The following is an 18,645-nucleotide window of genomic DNA, read 5'->3' as shown; positions in this document are numbered from 1 at the left end:
TCTCTCCCCACTTTCCCTAATTCCGCGCACAAACCGCCGTTTCGAAGTGAGTGTGGTCTACTTATGAATTCCATTTTGCGCATTACCCGCAGTGCCTCTGCCCTGTGGCCCTTTTATCTAGGCGTGCTGCTGACCGCCACGATCACTGCGGTCGTTGCACTGGTCTCGCCGTTTTTGACGCGCGAAGCCACCGATACCATCGTGGAGGCCCTGCAGAACGACGCCCCACTGGGCGATGCGCTGCGCACGGTGCTGTTGCTGGCAGTGGCGCTTTTTCTTGCCGACGCCGCCAATGCCCTCTTCCGCAATATCGGCGGCTACATCGGCGATGTCATGGTCTCGCGCCTGCGCGAGATTTTGTCCACGCGCTACTTTGCCAAGCTGCTGGCCCTCCCGCAGGGCTATTACGATAACCAGGTCACCGGCACGATCATCGCCCGGCTGGATCGCTCGATTGCCAATATCACGCAGTTCGTGCAGTCCTTTGCCAATAACTTCTTCACGATGATCATCCAGACCCTCGCGGTGCTGGCCATTACCGCGTGGTATTACTGGCCGCTGGCCGTCCTGCTCGCGCTGCTCTTTCCGGTCTACATGTGGCTTACCGCGCTGACCTCGAAGCGCTGGCAAAAGTTTGAGGCAGTCAAAAACGAAAATATCGACCTCGCCAACGGCCGCTTCGCCGAGGTCATCGGCCAGGTCAAGGTGGCCAAGTCCTTCGTGAGCGAAACTCGCGAGCTCTCCCACTTTGCTCAGCGCTACCGTACCGTGGTCGATACCACCAAGCCACAATCGCGCTGGTGGCACATGATGGATACCTTCCGCGGCCTGGCCATGGCTGTTATCTTCCTCGGCATTTACGGCGTAATTTTCTGGCGCACGCTCGAGGGACATTTCTCCTTGGGCGATATGGTCATGTTGCTGCAGATGGTCTCCAGTGCGAAGCAGCCGGTCTTTATGATGAGCTGGATTGTCGATACCGCCCAGCGCGCCATCGCCGGCTCCAAGGACTACTTCAAAGTCATGGAAGAAGAGCTCGAGCCCACGGCCCCGCGCGAATTGGTTGCTGCCACCACCGGTTCGCATACCCCGCAGCTCGACCTCACCCCGGTACGCCCGCTGGAGCCCACCCCCGGCGCGCCGGTCTTCTCCTTTGACCACGTCTCCTTCGCCTATGAGGAAGGCAAGCCCGTAGTAGAGGATATTTCCTTTGCCGCCTCTGAGGGCCACAAGGTGGCACTCGTGGGCGAGTCCGGCGGCGGCAAGTCCACGTTGGTCAACCTCCTGCTAGGCCTTTACCATCCATCTGCCGGGCACCTCGATGTACTGGGCCACCGGGTAGACGATCTCACTGCCTCGCGCCTGCGCGCCTCGGTAGGCGTGGTCTTCCAGGAGTCTTATCTCTTCTCCGGCACCATTCGCGAAAATATCGCCTACGGCAAGCCAGGTGCCACGGAGGAGGAAATCATAGACGTCGCCAAGCGGGCCAATGCCCATGAGTTTATCCAGGCTTTCCCGGATGGCTACGACACCGTTATTGGCGAGCGCGGCCTCAAGCTTTCCGGTGGACAAAAGCAGCGCGTCTCCGTTGCCCGCGCCATGCTTAAAGACGCGCCCATCTTGGTATTGGACGAGGCTACTTCGGCGCTAGACACCAAGTCCGAGCGCGCCGTGCAGGCCGGCCTGGATGAACTAATGAAGGACCGCACCACGCTGATTATTGCCCACCGCCTATCCACCATTGCGGACGTGGATACCATCATCACCCTGGATCGCGGCCGCATTGATGAGATGGGCTCGCCGGCCGAGCTGGCGCAATCCGGTGGCATTTATGCCGAACTGCTCAAGCTCACCCAATCCACCTCGGCCGCGGACCGCCGCAGGTTGAAGAAATTTGGCTTTGTCTCCGGCTCTGCCTCCGAATCCGAAGACGCGGAGGAGGACTCCCGCTGGGCCGACAACGCAGATGAATAAAAGCGCATAAAAGCGCTGGGGTGGCCGCGGGCTTCACGTTATGGTTATGGCCATGGAGTTTCCTAACCTAGAAGAGTTGCAAGCCCGCGGAACCCGCAAGTGGACCGTCTTCGAAGAAGACGTGCTGCCGCTCTGGATTGCGGAATCCGACTTCCCCACCGCGCCCGCCATAAAGAAGGCGCTGGAAGACTTGGTGGATAAGGAAACCTTTGGCTATACCCCAGCACCCAAGGCTTCGGGGCTGCGCGAAGCTGTGGCCGATTTCTATGACACGCGCTATGGCTGGCGCCCCAACTCGGACCAGATTTTCTGGATCGGGGACGTAGTGCGGGGTCTTTTGCTAGGAGTGCAGTATTTTACCCGCGAAGGCTCCCCGGTCATCGTGCCCGTGCCTTCCTACCCTCCACTGCTGGAGCTGCCACAGACCGCTGGCCGCGAAAAGATCGAGACCAGCTTGGAACTGGACGATATTGAGCGCGCCTTCCAGTCGGGCGCGGGCTCTATTTTGCTGGCCAATCCCTATAATCCGCTCGGCCGTGTGTTGGACGAGGACTACCTCACCGGCCTGGTAGAACTGGCAGAAAAATATGATGCGCGCATCCTGGCCGATGAAATCCATGCCCCGTTGGTCTATGAGGGCCGGCATATCCCGGTGGCCTCGCTTAGCGCGGCGGCCGCGGAGCGCACCATCACGGTAACCGCGACGTCCAAGGCTTTTAATACTGCCGGCCTGAAGTGCGCGCAGATCATTTTCTCCAACACGGCCGATGTACACACGTGGAATGGCCTCACAGGCGTGGCCAAGGATGGCACGGGCACCTTGGGCGTGCTTGCTGCGGAGACTGCCTACCGCGAGTGCGGCGACTTCCTCGATGAAGAAATAGAGTACCTGCGGCAGACCCGCGATTGGTTGGTGGAGGTGCTGCCTCAGCGCATCCCCGGCTTAAAGACCAGCAAGCCGGACGCCACCTACCTGCTGTGGTTGGATTTTGCCGATACCGCTATCGGCGGCAACCCGCAGCCGGCCAAGTGGTTGCGGGAGAATGCGAAGGTAGCGCTTAATGAGGGCGATACCTTTGGCACCGGCGGGCCGGGCCATGCGCGGTTGAATTTCTCTACCTCACGCGAGATCTTAGAAGAGGCACTCGACCGCATGGAGCGTGCCTTCGCGGCTCTCGATTAATCTGGCGCGGCTGGGGCAACCATGTAGCCTGCATCACCCCCACACTTTGATTTCTCACCATGTGGTCAGTAATGTCTCATTACACGAACAGGCGCGACCCGCCACCTCGGACCGCGAGGATGATCCCCACCCCGCCACCACCCCTCGGCGGAACGGGATCCTCATCGCATACTAGCTGTACATGGAAAATTAAGGAGCCACCATGGCTACCCCAGTTGCGTCACGCACCTCTAAGCCCGGCGCCACCATCGTAATTGCCTCGTTGATGCTGTTTTCGATGTTCTTCGGCGCCGGCAACCTCATCTTCCCACCCATGGTGGGTGTTTCGGCCGGCACCAATTTTTGGCCCGCTGTCCTCGGCTTCCTCGCCGCCGGCGTGCTCCTTCCGGTCCTAGCCATTGTCGCCGTCTCCATTTCTGGCCGCTCCGTGCGCGACCTGAGCTCCAACGGCGGCGCGCTTTTCGGCCTCGTTTTTTCTGTGATGGCCTACCTTGCCATCGGCGCCTTTTACGCCCTGCCGCGCACCGGCGCCGTTTCTATGGAAACCGCCATCACCCCACTGCTGGGCTGGGAAGGAACCATGGCCAATGGCATCTTCAATGTGGTCTTTTTCCTCATCGCCCTAGCGCTGTCCTGGAAGCCGAATTCCATTATCGATACCTTGGGTAAATTCCTCACCCCGGCTTTGGTGGCGCTGTTGGTTATCCTCATCGCCTTGGCAGCTTTCAACAATCCCCGCGATCCCCAGGCCCCTACCACGGACTATGCTTCTTCCCCCATGGTCACCGGCCTTTTTGAGGGCTATAACACCATGGATGCCATTGCGGGCTTGGCCTTTTCCATCGTGATTGTTGGCTCTTTGCGCTCCAAGGGGTTTAAGACCAAAAAGTCCTTGGTTAACGGCACTATCACCGCCGCTCTGGTTGCTGGCGCTTTGCTGGCCGCTATCTATCTGGGCTTGGCGTGGGTAGGCCAAACCATTCCTAATGGCCAGTCCTATGAGTCAGGAGCGCCCCTGCTTGCCGACGCCGCAAATCTCACCATGGGCACCATCGGCCAAGCCGTCTTTTCTGCCATCGTCATCTTGGCCTGCATGACCACCGCAGTGGGCCTTATCACCTCCACCTCAGCCTTCTTCGAAATGCTTGTGCCCAAGGTGAAGTACCACGTCTGGGCCTGCCTATTTACCGCACTGTCCATCCTCTTTGCCTTCCAAGGCCTGGATACAGTGCTGTCCATTGCAGTCCCCTTCATTACTTTCCTGTATCCGCCGGCTATCTCCCTTATCGTCCTCACCCTGATCCAGCCGGTGGTAAAGAAGTCCGTTGTCTTCTACTGGACCTACCGCCTGGCGCTGTGGGTATCGGTGCTGTGGTCGGCTCTGTCCGTCATCGCCGCCCAGGGCTGGGGCGCCGACGCGCTCGATCTCCTCTTGAGCCTGGCTCCTGGCCAGGCCGTGGACTTGGGCTGGATTGTTCCTACCGCCATCGCGGCAGTCATAGGCCTCGTTGTCGATATCGCCACCAAGGCCGGCGAGAAGCACGCCGCTGCCAACCCGCCGGCGGCAGAGTCGGCGGAGGCCGATGCCCTCGCTGAGGCTTAGTCTCTTAGTCCTGCCTTACCCCTCCCCTCCGCACATAACCACGGTGCCGAGGCGGAGGGGATTTTTATGTCAACAGGTCCCGGCGGCGATGCGGTATCGCCTCGCCCGGAATAGTCAGGCGGCGCGTACCGTTGGAAGAAGAGAACTTAGACAGAATTTTCCGAAAGCAAAAGGAAGGCTCCCCCGTGACCGAACGCGCGCATCTTTCCGTCTTGGACTTCTGCACCATCTATGAGGGCGAAACCCCAGCACAATCCATCGCCCGCTCTGTGGAATTGGCACAGGAAGCAGAAAAGCTGGGCTATTCTCGCATGTGGTACACCGAGCACCACAATATGAAGTCCATCATGTCTTCTTCCCCGGCCGTGCTTATCGCCCATATCGGCGCAAAGACCGAGCGCATTCGCTTAGGCTCCGGCGGAGTGATGCTGCCCAACCACTCCCCTTATGTCATTGCGGAGCAATTCGGCACTTTGGAGGAGATGTACCCCGAGCGCATTGACTTGGGCGTGGGCCGCGCCCCCGGTACGGACATGAATACCCTCGGCCGCGCCCTGCGCCGCGACGCCCACTCTGCCGAACGCTTCCCCGAAGACGTCAAAGAGCTCAACTCCTACCTCGAGGGCAAGTCCTATATTCCGGGGGTCAGCGCCGTTCCAGGTGCCAATACCAACGTGCCGATCTATATTTTGGGCTCATCCATGTTCGGCGCCTCGCTAGCCGCCAAGCTCGGCCTGCCTTATGCCTTTGCTTCTCACTTTGCTCCGCAGCACCTCGAGCAAGCTACCTCCTACTACCGCGAGCAATTCCAGCCTTCCGAGCGCTTTAGCAAGCCCTATGTCATCGCCGGCGTCAACGTCACCGCCGCCGATACCACCCAAGAGGCGCAGGAAGAATATGAGCGCGTGTGCTTCAACCGTGTCAAGGCCTTCGCCGGCCGCGGCAAGCACCTCACCGATGAGCAAGTAGAGCAGATCATCGGCTCGTACCAGGGCCAACAGATCCTAGACATGCTGAAGTACTCCGCCGTCGGCACTGCCGATGAGGTGGCCAGCTACCTCGATACCTTCCAGGAGCACGCCAAGGCCGATGAGCTCATGGTCTCGCTGCAGTCCAGCTCGCACGAGGGAGTAATCAAGAATATGCAGCTGCTCGCGCAGGGCTGGCAGCTCGATCCGGCACGCGTAGCCGGCACCCCGAGCTAGTCTTCGGCCCGCACCTGGCCTAAGTGATCGATGGGCACCTCGGGGAATCGTTCCCGGAGTTTTTCCTCGAGTTCCCGCGGGCCCAGATTCGCCTGCTCCGGCAATCGCGCCGAATACTGCTGCGCTTCGTCCAAGGTAGAAACGCGTACCCCACGCGGAATCAGGACAAGGAAATTTTGGCTCGGCTCGAGCGAATAGAACTGCATGCGCTCTAGCTCGGAGGCGGCGAAACTGGTCCGCTGGCGAGGTAAGGAAACTTCCTCGCCAATGCACAGCACCGGACGCGTCCTGCGCCGCCCTGAGACCACCACCGCCAACATGGCGCATAGCGCCCCGCCTAGTGGCATGAGCGCGGCAATGAGATAAACGAAGTGCAGGCGCGTACCAGCCGGTTCCTGCAGCGCCGAGTAAATAAGCACCCCACCGATTACAAGCAGGGCGACGGCGATGATGACCGCCACCGTTACCGCCTTGCCTAGGCGCACGCTGCCGCTGGCCGCGCGTACTTCAATCGTTTCGGTGCTCTCATCCACGGTCACTTAGCCTAGCGTGCTCGCCTACTAACTCGGCGCTGGTCGGACGGCGCGTGGCCTTTTCCTTTGCCTTCCCCTCGACCGGGCGAGGCACGCATGCTCGGTAGCTTCATTGCATTAGCGTGCCTTTGCAAAATGGAATAGCATTACTGTGTTTCGCTCCGCTGCGAAAAGCCCCGGAGAGACTAAGGACAAAGGTTGAATGAGCCCACGCGATAAACAGCAGCATAGAAAGATCGCTGACTACCTGCGAGAGCAGATCAGCTCTGGCGTGCTGCAACCAGGCGATTTTCTGCCTAGTGAAGCAGATTTATGCGAGAAGTTTTCTTCTTCCCGCGGACCCGTGCGCCAAGCAGTTGCGGCTTTGCGGGCCAAAGGGCTAGTTTCCTCCGGCCGCGGGCGCCGCTCCACCGTTTTAGCCTCTACCCAGGCAGAGCTTTTTGAATCCATCTATTCCATCTCCAGCTGGCTCAGCGAATATGACGTGGATCCACAACAGCACACCCTGTGGCTGGCTCGCCGCCGCGCGCCGCGGGATATCACCCGCTTTCTGCGCGTAGACCCAGAACAAAATGTCGTCTTCGTCCACCGCGTGCGCTATACCGAAGACCACCCCATTGCCATCGAGCGCATGTATTTCCCCATGGTGGTGGGAAAGCACATCCTAGACTTCGACGCGGATGCCGGATCTATTCATGCGCGCCTGCGCGACTGCGGCGTGGACTTTGATAATGTGCGCCGCGAACTCACCTTGGAAAAAGCCAGCGCCGAGGATGCTGAGGCGCTTGGAGTAGCCACTGGCACCCCACTGTGGCGGCTGCAGATGGAGATTTCCAATCACTCCGGCGAGCCTGTGGAATTGGCGGTCTACCTCTACCGCGCGGACCGCATGAAGCTGGCTATGAATAGCGTACGTGGGGGCGTTTCACCCCTAGAAGTTATCCCCACACCAGGAAATTTTGCATAATTTTCACGGCAGCTATTCCCAGCGGCTACCCTGCTTTCTATGAGAAAATTTTGCGCCGGCAGGGCGCTGGGCAGCCTCGCCATGGCGGCCGCTGTCGGAACCGTATCAGCGTGCTCGGCAGGTCATACCGCGGTGGTTGATACCTCCCAGGCAGCTAGCGACTCCGCTTCTACTTCCCTTACCGTAGCCTCCACCTCGGCGGCCACCTCGCTGGATTTCACCACTACCGGTGGTGCCGCCATCCCCGCCGTACTCATGGACAATGTCTACGAAACTCTCGTGCGCATCGATGAGGACGGTTCTATCACCCCGGGGCTCGCCACCTCGTGGGAGATCAGCGACGATGCCCGCAGCTATACCTTCCACCTGCGCAAAGGCGTCACCTTTTCCAATGGCGATGCTTTTACCGCCGAGACCGCGGTCTTTTCCATTAATTATGTGCGCGAGAAGTGGACCAACGGCATCGCCGCCGCCATGGATCCGGTAGACAAGGTTACGGCCACCGATGATCACACACTCAAGGTGCGCCTCAAGCAGCCGTCAAATGGCTGGCTCTGGTCCATGGGCACAGCCACCGGCGCGATGATGACGCCTAATGGCATGGATAACCTCGCCGCCCAGCCGGTGGGTACCGGCCCCTATGAGGTTTCCCGCTTTGCGCCCTCGGAATTCGTTGAGCTGCACGTTCGCGACGGTTATTGGGGAAGGCCTGCGGCACAGGATGTGACGGTGCGCTATTTCCCAGACACCATCTCCTCGGTCAATGCGCTGCAGGCCGGCGGCGTGGACGTGGTCTGGGGCGTGCAAAACCCGGAGCTTCTCGATGACGTCAAGGACGGCATCGCTACCGAGGTCGGCACCACCAATGGTGAGGTGTTGTTGTCCATGAATAATGCCCGCGCCCCATTCAACGATCCGCGCGTGCGCCAGGCAGTCGCCTATGCCGTAGACCGCAAGGCAGCCAATGACATTTTGTGGAATGGCATGGCCAAGGACACCGGCGGCGCACCGATCCCGCCTACGGATCCGTGGTTCGAGGGCAAGCACTACTACAACTACGACCCAGATAAGGCCCGCCAGCTGCTCACGGAGGCCGGCGCGGAAGGCGCCGAAATTACACTGACCACGCCGACGCTGCCCTACGCCCAGACCGTCGCTGAGCTGCTGTACTCGCAGCTTACTGAGGTTGGTTTTAAGGTGACGCTGGAATCCGCCGAATTCCCGGCCGTGTGGCTAGGCCAGGTGATGGGAGCAAAGGACTATCAGATGTCGCTCATCTCCCACGTGGAGCCGCGCGATGTACCCACCTTGTTCGGCGATCCGGATTATTACCTCAACTACGATTCCCCGCGCACCCGCGAGCTTTTGGCTCAGGCCGATTCCGCACCCGAGAAGGACTACCCCAAGCTCATGGCGCAGGCTGTGGATCAGATCATGGCGGATGCCGGCGCGCTGACTTTGATGAATATGCCCAATATCGTGCTCACCCGCGCCGGCGTGCGCGGATTGCATCCGGATCAGGTCACCGACGCGCTCATCCTGCGCGACCTGACTTCTGCCGACGCGGACGTCGACGCCAAAGCTGCCGCCGCAGATAACACCGAAAAGGAGGCCCGATGAGTTCCCTTCGCAATACTGGGCGCGCCATCGTGCGCCCGCTGCTGCGCTTTGCGTTAACACTCTTTGCCGCCTCCATCATCATCTTCGCGCTCATGCGCGCGGTGCCAGGCAACCCGGCGCGGGTTGCGCTGGGAGTGAATGCGACCGAAGAGGCCGTCGACGAGCTCAGCTCTGAGCTGGGACTGGACCGCCCGCTGCTCACGCAATATTGGGAGTGGATAAAAGGCCTATTTACCGGCAGTTTTGGACAGTCTTTGTCCTCGCAGCAGGATATTACGCCGCTGGTGCTGGACCGCGTCCAGGTCACGCTCATCCTCATTGGCCTGGCGATGCTGCTTGCGCTGGCCGGGGCTATCCCGGTGGGCATGTGGCTGGCACTGCGCAACCGTACCCGCGGTGCGGATGTAGTTTCGGCCGGCACGCAGCTGGGCATTGCGGTGCCAAGCTTCCTCCTCGGCATCATTCTGGTGGCCATCTTTGCCGTTCACCTAGGCTGGCTGCCGGCCAATGGGTGGGTGCCGCCGAACCAGGGCGCGGGTGAGTTTATCCGCCACCTTATTTTGCCGGTCATTGCGCTGGCCGTGGTGCAGGGCGCAATGCTGACGCGCTACGTGCGCTCGGCGGTGCTTGATGTGCTGAATCAAGACTATATCCGCACCGCCCGTGCGCTCGGCCAGTCCCCGTGGGAAGCGCTAAAGCGTCATGGCCTGCGCAATGCGGCGCTGCCGGTGCTTACCGTGGCCGGCGTGCAGCTGACCACGATGGTCGTAGGCGCTGTAGTAATTGAGTCCGTCTTTGTCATCCCCGGTATTGGTTCCATGCTCTTGGACGCGGTATCGGTGCGCGATCTGACCACGGTACAAACCCTGGTCATGCTGCTCGTTGCCTTCGCCTTGGTAGTCAATGCCTTAACGGATGTGGCCTACCGATTCATCGATCCGCGCATCACGGCAGGTGAGAAATAATGAAGCTGCGTTTTTCTGGCTGGCTGGGAGCCATCCTCGTCGCCGCCACGGTGCTGGTGGCGCTACTTTCGCTGGTGTGGACGCCCTATGACCCGACGCTGGCGCACCCGGATGTGCGCCTTGCCGGTCCCAGCGCCGAGCACCTCCTGGGCACGGACCGCTTTGGGCGCGATACCGCCTCCCGCATCATGGCGGGAGCCCAGATTACGGTCTTTGTCGGGCTCATTGCGGTGGGTATCGCCGCCCTCGTGGGCGTTCCATTGGGCATCCTCGCCGGCATGCGTCGCGGCAGGTGGGTCGATGCGCTGGTGATGCGCGGCGCGGATTTGCTGCTTGCCTTCCCCGCCCTGCTGTTGGCGATTATTGCTGGCGCGGTCTGGGGCCCATCGACGCTCACGGCCATGATTGCCATCGGCATCGCCGGCATTCCCTCCTTTGCCCGCGTGGCGCGTTCGGGCACGCTGCAGGTTATCACGCAGGACTATATTTCCTCCGCGCGCATCTCCGCAGTGCCCGGCTGGAAGGTAGCGTGGCGCCATATCCTGCCTAATATTGCCGGACTGCTCATCGTACAGGCCTCCGTCTACTTCGCCCTCGCCATCCTGGCTGAAGCCGGCCTGTCCTACCTCGGCCTGGGCACTGCCCCACCGGCGGCCTCGTGGGGCCGGATGCTGCAAGATTCCCAGTCGCTGCTAGGCACCGCTCCCCTGCAGGCCTTCTGGCCGGGACTGGCCATTGCGGCGACGGTGCTGGGCTTTAACCTGCTTGGCGACGCCCTCCGTGACCTCCTCGATCCCCGCCTGAAAGGATCCGCGCGATGAGCCTGCTCCACGTAGATAACCTGACCGTCACCGCCCCCGGGTCCACCACTGCCCTTGTGGGGCCGCTTAACTTCGAGCTCGCGGCCGGTGAAAAACTCGGCATTATTGGTGAATCCGGCTCCGGAAAATCGCTCACTGCGCTATCCATCATGGGGCTTTTACCCGATGGGGTACGCGCGAGCGGCTCCGTCACCGTGGATGGCTACGAAGTAGTCGGCGCACGCGATGCCCGCATCCGCCCCCTGCGCGGGAAGACCATGGCCATGGTCTTCCAAGAACCGATGAGCGCGCTGGATCCGCTTATGCGCGTGGGCAAGCAGCTGGCTCAAGCCGGGGTGCGCGATGCCGCAACCGCTCTCGAAGAGGTGGAGCTTGATGCCGACATTGCCTCCCGATTCCCACATCAGCTCTCCGGCGGCCAGCGCCAGCGCGTGCTCATTGCCATGGCCATGGCCGGCCACCCCGATCTGCTCATCTGCGATGAACCAACCACCGCGCTGGATGCCACCACGCAAGATGGCGTGTTGCGCGTCATCGAGCGCGTAACCAAGGCTCGCGGCACCGCGCTAGTCTTCATCACCCATGACCTGGGCGTCATTCGCCGTATGTGCCCCAACGTCCTAGTCATGCACCAGGGCGCGGTGGTGGAATCCGGCCCCACCGAGCGCGTGCTTGCCCAACCCGAGCATCCCTATACCCGCACGCTCATCGCCGCCTCCCGGCCGCCGGAACTTAGCCTTTCTCCGGCCACGGCGGAAGATGCGTTGGTGACGCTACGCGGGGTCAGCAAGGTCCACGGCGAACACGCCGCGCTCGACGCCATCGATCTGCGTGTGCACCACGGCGAGCGTCTGGGCATCGTGGGCGGATCCGGTTCAGGCAAGACCAGCCTGCTCAAACTCATCGCCAGGCTCGACCAGCCCACGAGCGGTGACATCGACGTCCGCGGTCGTGTGCAGATGGTCTTCCAAGACCCACAAGGCTCGCTCAACCCGCGCCTGAAAATCTGGAAATCCATCGCAGAGGCCATCCCTGGCAATCCCGGCAAGGCCGACAAGCGCGCTCGCGCGGCGGCCGCGCTCGAGGAGGTCGGGCTGCCATCCGAGAGCCTCGATCGCTTCCCGCACGAGTTCTCCGGTGGCCAGCGCCAACGCATTTCCATCGCCCGCGCGCTGTGCGGCGAGCCGGATATCTTGCTGGCCGATGAAGCCGTCTCTGCCCTCGATATGTCGGTGCGCGCACAGGTGCTGGAGTTATTGGCGGGGGTCATCGCCAAGCGCAAGCTCACCCTGCTCTTTGTCACCCACGATCTCGCGGTGGTGCGCCACCTGTGCGAGAGCGTTGCGGTCCTTGAACGCGGCCGGCTCATCGAGCACGGCGCGACCGACTCCGTGTGGGCCTCGCCCAGCACGGACTACACGCGCCGGCTCATCGCGGCCGCCGAGATGTAAAGCGGGTGGCTTCGGGCGTAAGGTAGTCGGGTCAGATAACTCCGCCGAGAAAGGATCCTGCCGCTCCGTGGCCACCCAGCTTGACTATCCCATCCCGCAGCGCCCCAGCACCACCCAGTTGCTCACCGCGTTTAATAGCGCCTCGGTGCGCTGGCCCGGTGCGCTGCGCGCGGGCTTGGCGATTCTCTTGCCCGGCGCCATCGCGCTGCTGACCGGCCACGACTACGCCATCCTGCTCATTTCCACTGGCGCGTTCACCGTCATCTTTGGCGAGGGCCACCCTTATCGCACCCGCCCGCGCGTTATGCTCACCGCCGGCACCGCACTCATTACCGTCGCGGCCGTGGGCGTGCTGGTAGGCCACCTCATCTTTGCGCCTGGCCACGGCCATTGGTGGCTGCTGCTGGCGGGCCTGTACACCACGGCATTGGCTGCCGTGTGCGGCTTTGCCCAAAATGCCCTGCGCTTGCCGCCGCCGGGCACCTTCTTCTTGGTCATGGTCGGCGGCGGTTCGGTGATGCTTGCGCGCACCGATGTCACCGTGGGCCAGCTGCTCTTTTGGGCGCTGACCGGCATGGTAGCCAGCCTCGTGCTCGGCATGGCGCCGGCCCTTATTGACGCCCACGGCCCCGAGCGCCGCGCGGTTGCCGCGCTCGAAAAGGCCGCGGCCGCCTTCAAGGATGACCGCGACGATTCCTTGGCCCGCCACCACCAGGCGCAGACCGCGCTCTTTGCTGCCTGGCAGGCGCTTTCCGACGCCCACATTATCCGCGGCGGCCGCATCATCGACCCCCAAGGCGCCCACCTAGTGGAGCGCGCCCTCGCAGCCCAGCACACCATCGTGGCGCATAACCGCGCCCTCGACCTCGGCTCCGATTCGGATCAGCTCACCGATAGTGTCACCGACGTCGATCCGGATCGCACCGCCATCCCGCACACCCGCCCCACCGGCCGCTACCGCTTGTATCGCGCCGCGGTCCGGGATTCGCACGCCATGGTCACCACCCAAAAGATTGTCCTCTCGGCGGCCATTATCGTGCTGGTGGGCCTCTCCCTCGGCTTCGACCGCCCGGACTGGGGCGTGGTCTCTGCTTTCCTCATGCTGCAATGGGGACCCGACCATGTGCCGGGTACTGTCCGCGGCATCCACCGCATGCTCGGCTCTGTCGTTGGCGTACTGCTGTTTTCTATCCTCCATTACTTTGGCATCAGCGGCTGGACGCTCCTGCTCGCGCTGGCCGCGTGCCAATTCTGTGCCGAAATCTTCGTTGCCAAGAACTACGCCATCTGCGTTATCTTCTCCACCCCGCTCGCCCTCCTCATGGGCAACTCCGCCACCCGGCCCCTGTGGCCCACCATCCAGGCTCGCTGCGGCGAGATCCTCTTGTCCATCCTCATCGCCACCGCGGTGCTGTGGCTGTGGCAGCGCAGCGCCCCCGTGCGCAATCAGGCCCGCCTGCAGGTCCGCGCGATGGAGTCCATGGCCACCCTGCTCGGCCTGCTCTTTGTTAATACCCCAGATGCCGTGCTGTCCGCGCGCCGCGACCTGCAATACGAGCTGCTCTCGGAGCGCCGCGCCATCCAGTCCCTCGCCGTGGATAACCCCGATACTGTGCGCCAATTCTGGGCACGGCACATTGCCGTACAACACGCCGGCTACTTCCTGCTAGATTTCTGCACCACCCACCCAGACCGCACCGCTACCCGCGCGGAGCTCGATTCCCTGGTGCACGAAGTCCGTGCGGCCCGTGCCGCCTAAAACAGGGGATACTCCTCCATCACCTCGTAGCGTGGGCCCCCACCACGGCCCTCGCCGAGGTGGGATTGCATAAGGCAGACCCGGTCCGCGCAAAATTCCGGTCCCCGATACACCGATAACGCGCGCACATAATCCGCCAGCGCCCACGGCTCACGTGTCCGCCGGCCGGCACGCGCGACGGTGAGGTGGGGGCGGTGGTGGTTAAAGGGGACGTCGGCAAGCTGGCACTCCGCCATCAACTCCCGCACACCGCGCGCCTGCCCGCCGACGCCCACCCACAGCGTGCGCTGCTCAAAACTCCCCGCCCCGCTTAAACGCACATCCAACGCCGCGCGCCCTGCCACCGCGTGGGCTAGGTGCTCGCGCACCGCCGCGGCATCATTGGGCTGCTCGCCATAAAACGCCATGGTCACATGCCAATTATCCGGATCTGTCCAGCGCAGCTCATTAGTAGTTGCCGCGTGGATGGGCCGCAGCGTATGCACCAAATGCTCACGCGCGGCGGCCGAGGGCAATAACGCAGCAAAGACGCGGATCATGGCCTAGCTGGCATAGACATTGAGGCGCAGTTCCGCGTCCAGCACGTGTTCTTCCTCGCGCTCAAAGACGGCGAAGGCATGCAAAATATCCGCAACAGCGGTGGAATTATCATCAAACTCGGGCATGCGATATCTTCTTTCAAACCACAAAGGAGGCACAAGAATCACGCTCGATTCTTCTGCCTCCACATAGTAGCTGACAATGATGTAATTATCCGCCCTTGACCACCGTGACCTGCCAACCAGCATCGCCCGAGCGATGGAAATCACGAATCTCATGGCCCTCATCGGCCGCCCACTGCGGAATGGATTCGGTGGCCTGGGTGCAGTCAAAGTCAATAACCAGCGCCTCGCCCGGCTCCAGCTCCGCCATGACCTGCTTGGCCTCAATCAGCGGGAATGGGCACACCGCGCCAAGGGTATCGAGCGCATAGCGCCCGCCGCCCAGCGCGCGGGCCTTGTCCTTCGCCTGCGGTTTGGTCTTGAGAGCTACTGCCCCGGTGGCAGTGGCAAAGCTCGGCAGCACCTTATCCTCGGCGGAGACCACCGAGTTATCCACGGATTCCTCGGTGGAGTAGGTCTGCGGCTGCTGCGGCTCACTCTTGGGTTTCAGCCACAGGCGCGCGCCCGCGCCTACGCCCAGGGCCATAAAGAACAGCGATACCCAGCCCTGGAAGCTAAACAGGGAGGTCTCCACCATGCCATTGCCCACGGTGCAGCCGCCGGCCAGCGACGCACCCACGCCCATCATGATGCCGCCCCAAATAGCGCGGGTCGCGGTCTGCGCATCTGGAACGCGCACGCGGAACTCACCTGCGGTCTTTGCAGCGATAAACGCGCCCACCAATAGGCCGATGACCAACAGGGTGCCCCAGTTCATGCGCGCGGAATCACCGGTGGCGGTCCAGCGGACGATGTCCGCGGTCGGCGTGGTGATGCCGAGGCCGCCGTTGCGGCCAGCGTTGGCCGAAAGCACAAAGCCCACCGTGCCAATGATGCCAACGAGCACGGCCGCGATGTTCATATTCAGCGGCTTGGCGTACCACGCTTGGCCCAGGTCTACCTTCGGGCTGCTGGCATCCTTAGCGCGGTAGTGGCGCCACAGCAGGAAGGTCACGACCCACAAGACCGCCACCAGGATCCACGGCGAGATATGCAGCGCGCCGTGGATGGTGGTTACCGGCAAGCTCCACTGCTTGAACCAATCATTCGCCCCGGCCAGCGGGCCCGATTTCATCGCGGCGGCGGAAAGTCCGTAAAACAGCAAGGCAATCCACGAGCCGACCAGGCCCTCGGCCGAGCGGTACCACGTGCCGGAAGCGCAACCACCGGACAAGATGATGCCCAAGCCGAAGATGAAGCCGCCGACGATGACGGCTACCGGTTTGAAATCGCTAATTTCCGGCGAAAGCACGCCCGTGCCAGTCAATAGCGTCAGGCCAAAGGCATGCACCGAAATCAAAATGAGCAGGGCGGTAAAGCCGCGCCACGACTTATTGAGGAAAATATCGCGCAGCATACCGGTTACGCAGAAGCGCCCGCGCTGCAGCACGGCACCGAAGACGATGCCAGTGAGAAGTCCGGTAATAATCACTATTTCTCCTTGTTTCGAATCAAGGGCTTCAGACTACGCCCTCTAAGACAGAATTGTCTATAATTGACGTACAACCCGGTTTTAAGGTGGTAGATTTCCGCGTTTCCGTCGGCCTTCCCTTTGCCACCTCAGGCACCCCAGCCGCTCCGGGCACAAATAAGGAGAATTAACCTATGGGAATCCCAGATGACGTAGTACTCGATGGATATACCCTCATCGAACAACACGCAATCGACCACGAGTTCCTGCTGCGCGGCTCTCCGCTGGGCACCGAAACTCCCCTCCTCTTCGCCCTGACCATTGCGGGCGTACTGCTGGTTGCGGCGAGCTTCTTCTTGCGCGGTGGCGCGCGGGTTGCCACCGGCCTGGTGGGTGCCATCCTCACGCTAACCAAGCTCTGGTGGATGCCCTTCGCGCTATGGCAGCAGTTCGATGACGGCCAAGTATTCGGCTACACGCTCAAGTACTTCCCGCAGTACTGGCCGGTGGCGTCCCTTATCGTCGGCGTCATCGCGCTGGTGGGCCTAGCCTCCGCCATTTTCCGCCGGCCCTAGCCACGCCTAACCGCCGAGCACCGCAATGGCGATGTGCACCCGGTTGGTGCCATCGATCTTGGCCAGGATGTGCTTCATGTGCGTCTTGACCGTGGTCAGGGAGATGAATAGCTGCTCGGCAATCTCGGCGTTGCTCAGTCCTTGGGCCACCAGCTGGGCAATTTCATTTTCGCGCTCGCTCAGCTCGGCCAATTTGCTCGGCTGAATCATCTCCTGCTCCGGCTGCGGCGGCGTGGCCGCTAGCCCCACCAGGTTTTCTAATACCTTCGGGCTAAGCTGCTGCTGGCCTTGGGCCGCCGCTCTTACCGACGCCACCAGCGCCTCCGGCGCCGTCGTCTTCAACAAGAAGCCCACCGCCCCAGCGCGCAGGGCGTGCAGGATAAATTCGTCGGTATCAAAGGCGGTGAGCATCACCACCGGGATATCGCGCGCGCCGGCGAGCGAATGCAGTTGCGCCGTCGCCTCGATGCCGTCCATGACCGGCATGCGGATATCCATCAGCACCACATCCGGTTCCTCGCCCAGGATAAGTTCGATGCCTTCCTTGCCGTTGCCGGCCTCGCCGATGACGCTGATGCCCGGCGCGCCTTCCAAGATCATGCGCAGGCCGTGGCGCAGCAGCGGCTCATCATCGACGAGCACCACCCGAATCTCACTCACTGTATTTCCTTCCTGGGCAGGCGCAGCGTCCACGAGAAGCGTCCTTCCTCATTGTTTACCTGCAGCGATCCGCCCACCACACTAGCGCGCTCGCGCATGCCGACGATCCCATACCCACCACTGTGCATGCTGCTCTTCTTCTCGGCCCGGGTGACGGGGTTGGACATGGTGATAGACAGGGCGTCGGCAAGCGCGGCGATGGTGATGGTCACCGGCGCGCCCGGTGCATGCTTGCGGGCGTTGGTCAGGCCCTCCTGGACCGCGCGGTTGAGCGCGTGGCCGGCCATGGTGCTCAGCTCCTCCAGCGATTGCGGCCCCGCGCCCGCCTGGTAGCGCACCTCCACTTTCATGCCCGCCTGGCGGGAACGCTCCACCAGAGATTCCACGCCCTCGCGCGGATCAATACGTCCCTCACTGCGCAGCGAGTGCAGCGCCTCACGCAGATCCCCCACGGCGGCCTCGGCTTCATCGCGAATCGTGCGCGCGGATTGCCGCGTCTCTTCCGGATCTAGGTCCTTGCGGTAGGCCAACCCGCCGGCGTAGACCGCAATCATGCTCAGCCGATGCGAGAGTGTATCGTGCATATCCCGCGCGATCCGGTCGCGTTCTTCCTGCCGCGCAAAATTCTCCCGGGTGGTCATTTCCTCATGCGTGAGCTCCGCCTGCGCCTGCAGCGCAATCGTGCGCTCTTTTTGGTTCGAGCGAACCAGCCCGACAACTAAAACCACTACTGCTGGGAGGATGATGCCAGAGAAAAATCCCAACTTCCCGGGCGCACTAAGCCCTTCGCTTCGAGATATATCAAAATCGACCAACTCCGAGAGCACCATGGCCGTGCATACCAGCGCCATCCACAACCGGCTGCGGCGCGAGGCCGCAGAAAACGCCGCTATAAATACCGAAGGCCGGAACTCAGCAATCGTCACCGTCGCCGAAATAATGGTTGCGGCTACCAACGCACTGCGCGGGCCGGGCTGCGTGCTGCGCGGGTCACGCTCCCGCGCAGCATGCCGGAGAGCAAAGGGCAATAAGATCCACGTGCCGATCATCACCCCGAAAAGAATAAACAGCCGTCCGGACGAGCCATCGGTCTCGCTAAACCGGGCGGCGACGACCATAAAATCGCCTATCACTGCCACCGCGGCGATGACGAGCTTTTGCCACAGCGGGCGCTGCAGCATCGCGTCGGACTTTCGGAATAACTTCATAACGCGCAC

At 62.0% G+C, this 18,645-nt stretch carries 17 protein-coding genes; 11 read left to right on the top strand and 6 right to left on the bottom strand.

Annotated elements, in window-relative coordinates; translation table 11 throughout:
• The first annotated feature begins 63 nt into the window (after window positions 1-63).
• The 4 genes from LG376_RS06735 (at window position 64) to LG376_RS06720 (ending at window position 5,965) form a co-directional block, all read left to right on the top strand.
• On the top strand, window positions 64-1,974 hold the full coding sequence (locus LG376_RS06735; protein WP_225746588.1) for an ABC transporter ATP-binding protein: 1,911 nt from the start codon (window positions 64-66) through the stop codon (window positions 1,972-1,974).
• A gap of 52 nt (window positions 1,975-2,026) precedes the next feature.
• Window positions 2,027-3,157, top strand: coding sequence for a MalY/PatB family protein (locus LG376_RS06730; RefSeq protein WP_225746587.1), 1,131 nt, complete (start codon window positions 2,027-2,029; stop codon window positions 3,155-3,157).
• A 202-nt stretch (window positions 3,158-3,359) separates the two neighbouring features.
• Complete coding sequence (brnQ, locus tag LG376_RS06725) at window positions 3,360-4,760, top strand: branched-chain amino acid transport system II carrier protein (RefSeq protein ID WP_225746586.1); 1,401 nt, start codon at window positions 3,360-3,362, stop codon at window positions 4,758-4,760.
• Window positions 4,761-4,945: 185 nt separating this feature from the next.
• Window positions 4,946-5,965, top strand: coding sequence for an LLM class flavin-dependent oxidoreductase (locus tag LG376_RS06720; RefSeq protein WP_225746585.1), 1,020 nt, complete (start codon window positions 4,946-4,948; stop codon window positions 5,963-5,965).
• On the opposite strand, the gene LG376_RS06715 is transcribed toward LG376_RS06720, so the two are convergent.
• Entirely contained in the window at window positions 5,962-6,498 is a 537-nt protein-coding gene (locus LG376_RS06715) for a hypothetical protein (protein WP_225746584.1), read from the bottom strand. The genes LG376_RS06720 and LG376_RS06715 overlap by 4 nt on opposite strands.
• A 202-nt stretch (window positions 6,499-6,700) precedes the next feature.
• On the opposite strand from LG376_RS06715, the gene LG376_RS06710 reads away from it, so the two are divergent.
• The 6 genes from LG376_RS06710 (at window position 6,701) to LG376_RS06685 (ending at window position 14,081) form a co-directional block, all read left to right on the top strand.
• Window positions 6,701-7,465, top strand: coding sequence for a GntR family transcriptional regulator (locus LG376_RS06710; RefSeq protein WP_049378517.1), 765 nt, complete (start codon window positions 6,701-6,703; stop codon window positions 7,463-7,465).
• A gap of 39 nt (window positions 7,466-7,504) precedes the next feature.
• Window positions 7,505-9,085 (top strand): ABC transporter substrate-binding protein, encoded by a 1,581-nt coding sequence (locus LG376_RS06705; RefSeq protein WP_225746583.1) that lies wholly within the window; start codon window positions 7,505-7,507, stop codon window positions 9,083-9,085.
• Complete coding sequence (locus LG376_RS06700) at window positions 9,082-10,050, top strand: ABC transporter permease (protein WP_225746582.1); 969 nt, start codon at window positions 9,082-9,084, stop codon at window positions 10,048-10,050. Before LG376_RS06705 ends, LG376_RS06700 begins: the two co-directional genes overlap by 4 nt.
• Window positions 10,050-10,871, top strand: coding sequence for an ABC transporter permease (locus tag LG376_RS06695; protein ID WP_198491899.1), 822 nt, complete (start codon window positions 10,050-10,052; stop codon window positions 10,869-10,871). Before LG376_RS06700 ends, LG376_RS06695 begins: the two co-directional genes overlap by 1 nt.
• Entirely contained in the window at window positions 10,868-12,322 is a 1,455-nt protein-coding gene (locus LG376_RS06690; RefSeq protein WP_225746581.1) for an ABC transporter ATP-binding protein, read from the top strand. Before LG376_RS06695 ends, LG376_RS06690 begins: the two co-directional genes overlap by 4 nt.
• Window positions 12,323-12,389: 67 nt before the next feature.
• Entirely contained in the window at window positions 12,390-14,081 is a 1,692-nt protein-coding gene (locus tag LG376_RS06685; RefSeq protein WP_225746580.1) for an FUSC family protein, read from the top strand.
• Here the strand turns inward: LG376_RS06685 and thpR are convergent.
• From thpR to LG376_RS06675, 3 genes are all read right to left on the bottom strand, one after another.
• The gene (thpR, locus tag LG376_RS06680; protein ID WP_225746579.1) at window positions 14,078-14,620 is read right to left on the bottom strand and encodes an RNA 2',3'-cyclic phosphodiesterase; all 543 of its coding nucleotides are present in this window, start codon (window positions 14,618-14,620) and stop codon (window positions 14,078-14,080) included. The two genes, LG376_RS06685 and thpR, sit on opposite strands and share 4 nt — an antisense overlap.
• 3 nt (window positions 14,621-14,623) lie before the next feature.
• Window positions 14,624-14,746, bottom strand: coding sequence for a hypothetical protein (locus LG376_RS12595; RefSeq protein ID WP_005324145.1), 123 nt, complete (start codon window positions 14,744-14,746; stop codon window positions 14,624-14,626).
• 85 nt (window positions 14,747-14,831) lie between these two features.
• Window positions 14,832-16,214, bottom strand: a complete 1,383-nt coding sequence (locus tag LG376_RS06675) for a YeeE/YedE thiosulfate transporter family protein (protein ID WP_225746578.1) — start codon at window positions 16,212-16,214, stop codon at window positions 14,832-14,834.
• A 173-nt stretch (window positions 16,215-16,387) separates the two neighbouring features.
• On the opposite strand from LG376_RS06675, the gene LG376_RS06670 reads away from it, so the two are divergent.
• Window positions 16,388-16,768 carry a hypothetical protein gene (locus tag LG376_RS06670; RefSeq protein WP_086588306.1) on the top strand — a complete coding sequence of 127 codons (381 nt, stop codon included), beginning with the start codon at window positions 16,388-16,390 and terminating at the stop codon, window positions 16,766-16,768.
• 6 nt (window positions 16,769-16,774) lie between these two features.
• On the opposite strand, the gene LG376_RS06665 is transcribed toward LG376_RS06670, so the two are convergent.
• Entirely contained in the window at window positions 16,775-17,428 is a 654-nt protein-coding gene (locus LG376_RS06665) for a response regulator transcription factor (RefSeq protein WP_225746577.1), read from the bottom strand.
• Complete coding sequence (locus tag LG376_RS06660; RefSeq protein WP_225746576.1) at window positions 17,425-18,636, bottom strand: sensor histidine kinase; 1,212 nt, start codon at window positions 18,634-18,636, stop codon at window positions 17,425-17,427. Before LG376_RS06660 ends, LG376_RS06665 begins: the two co-directional genes overlap by 4 nt.
• Between the last annotated feature and the right edge of the window lie 9 nt (window positions 18,637-18,645).

Origin of the sequence: Corynebacterium sp. Marseille-P4611, assembly GCF_916618765.1 — a bacterium.
GTDB lineage: Bacteria > Actinomycetota > Actinomycetes > Mycobacteriales > Mycobacteriaceae > Corynebacterium > Corynebacterium marquesiae.
Note: the sequence above shows the minus strand (reverse complement) of the source record. Positions and strands in the feature narration are given on the sequence as shown.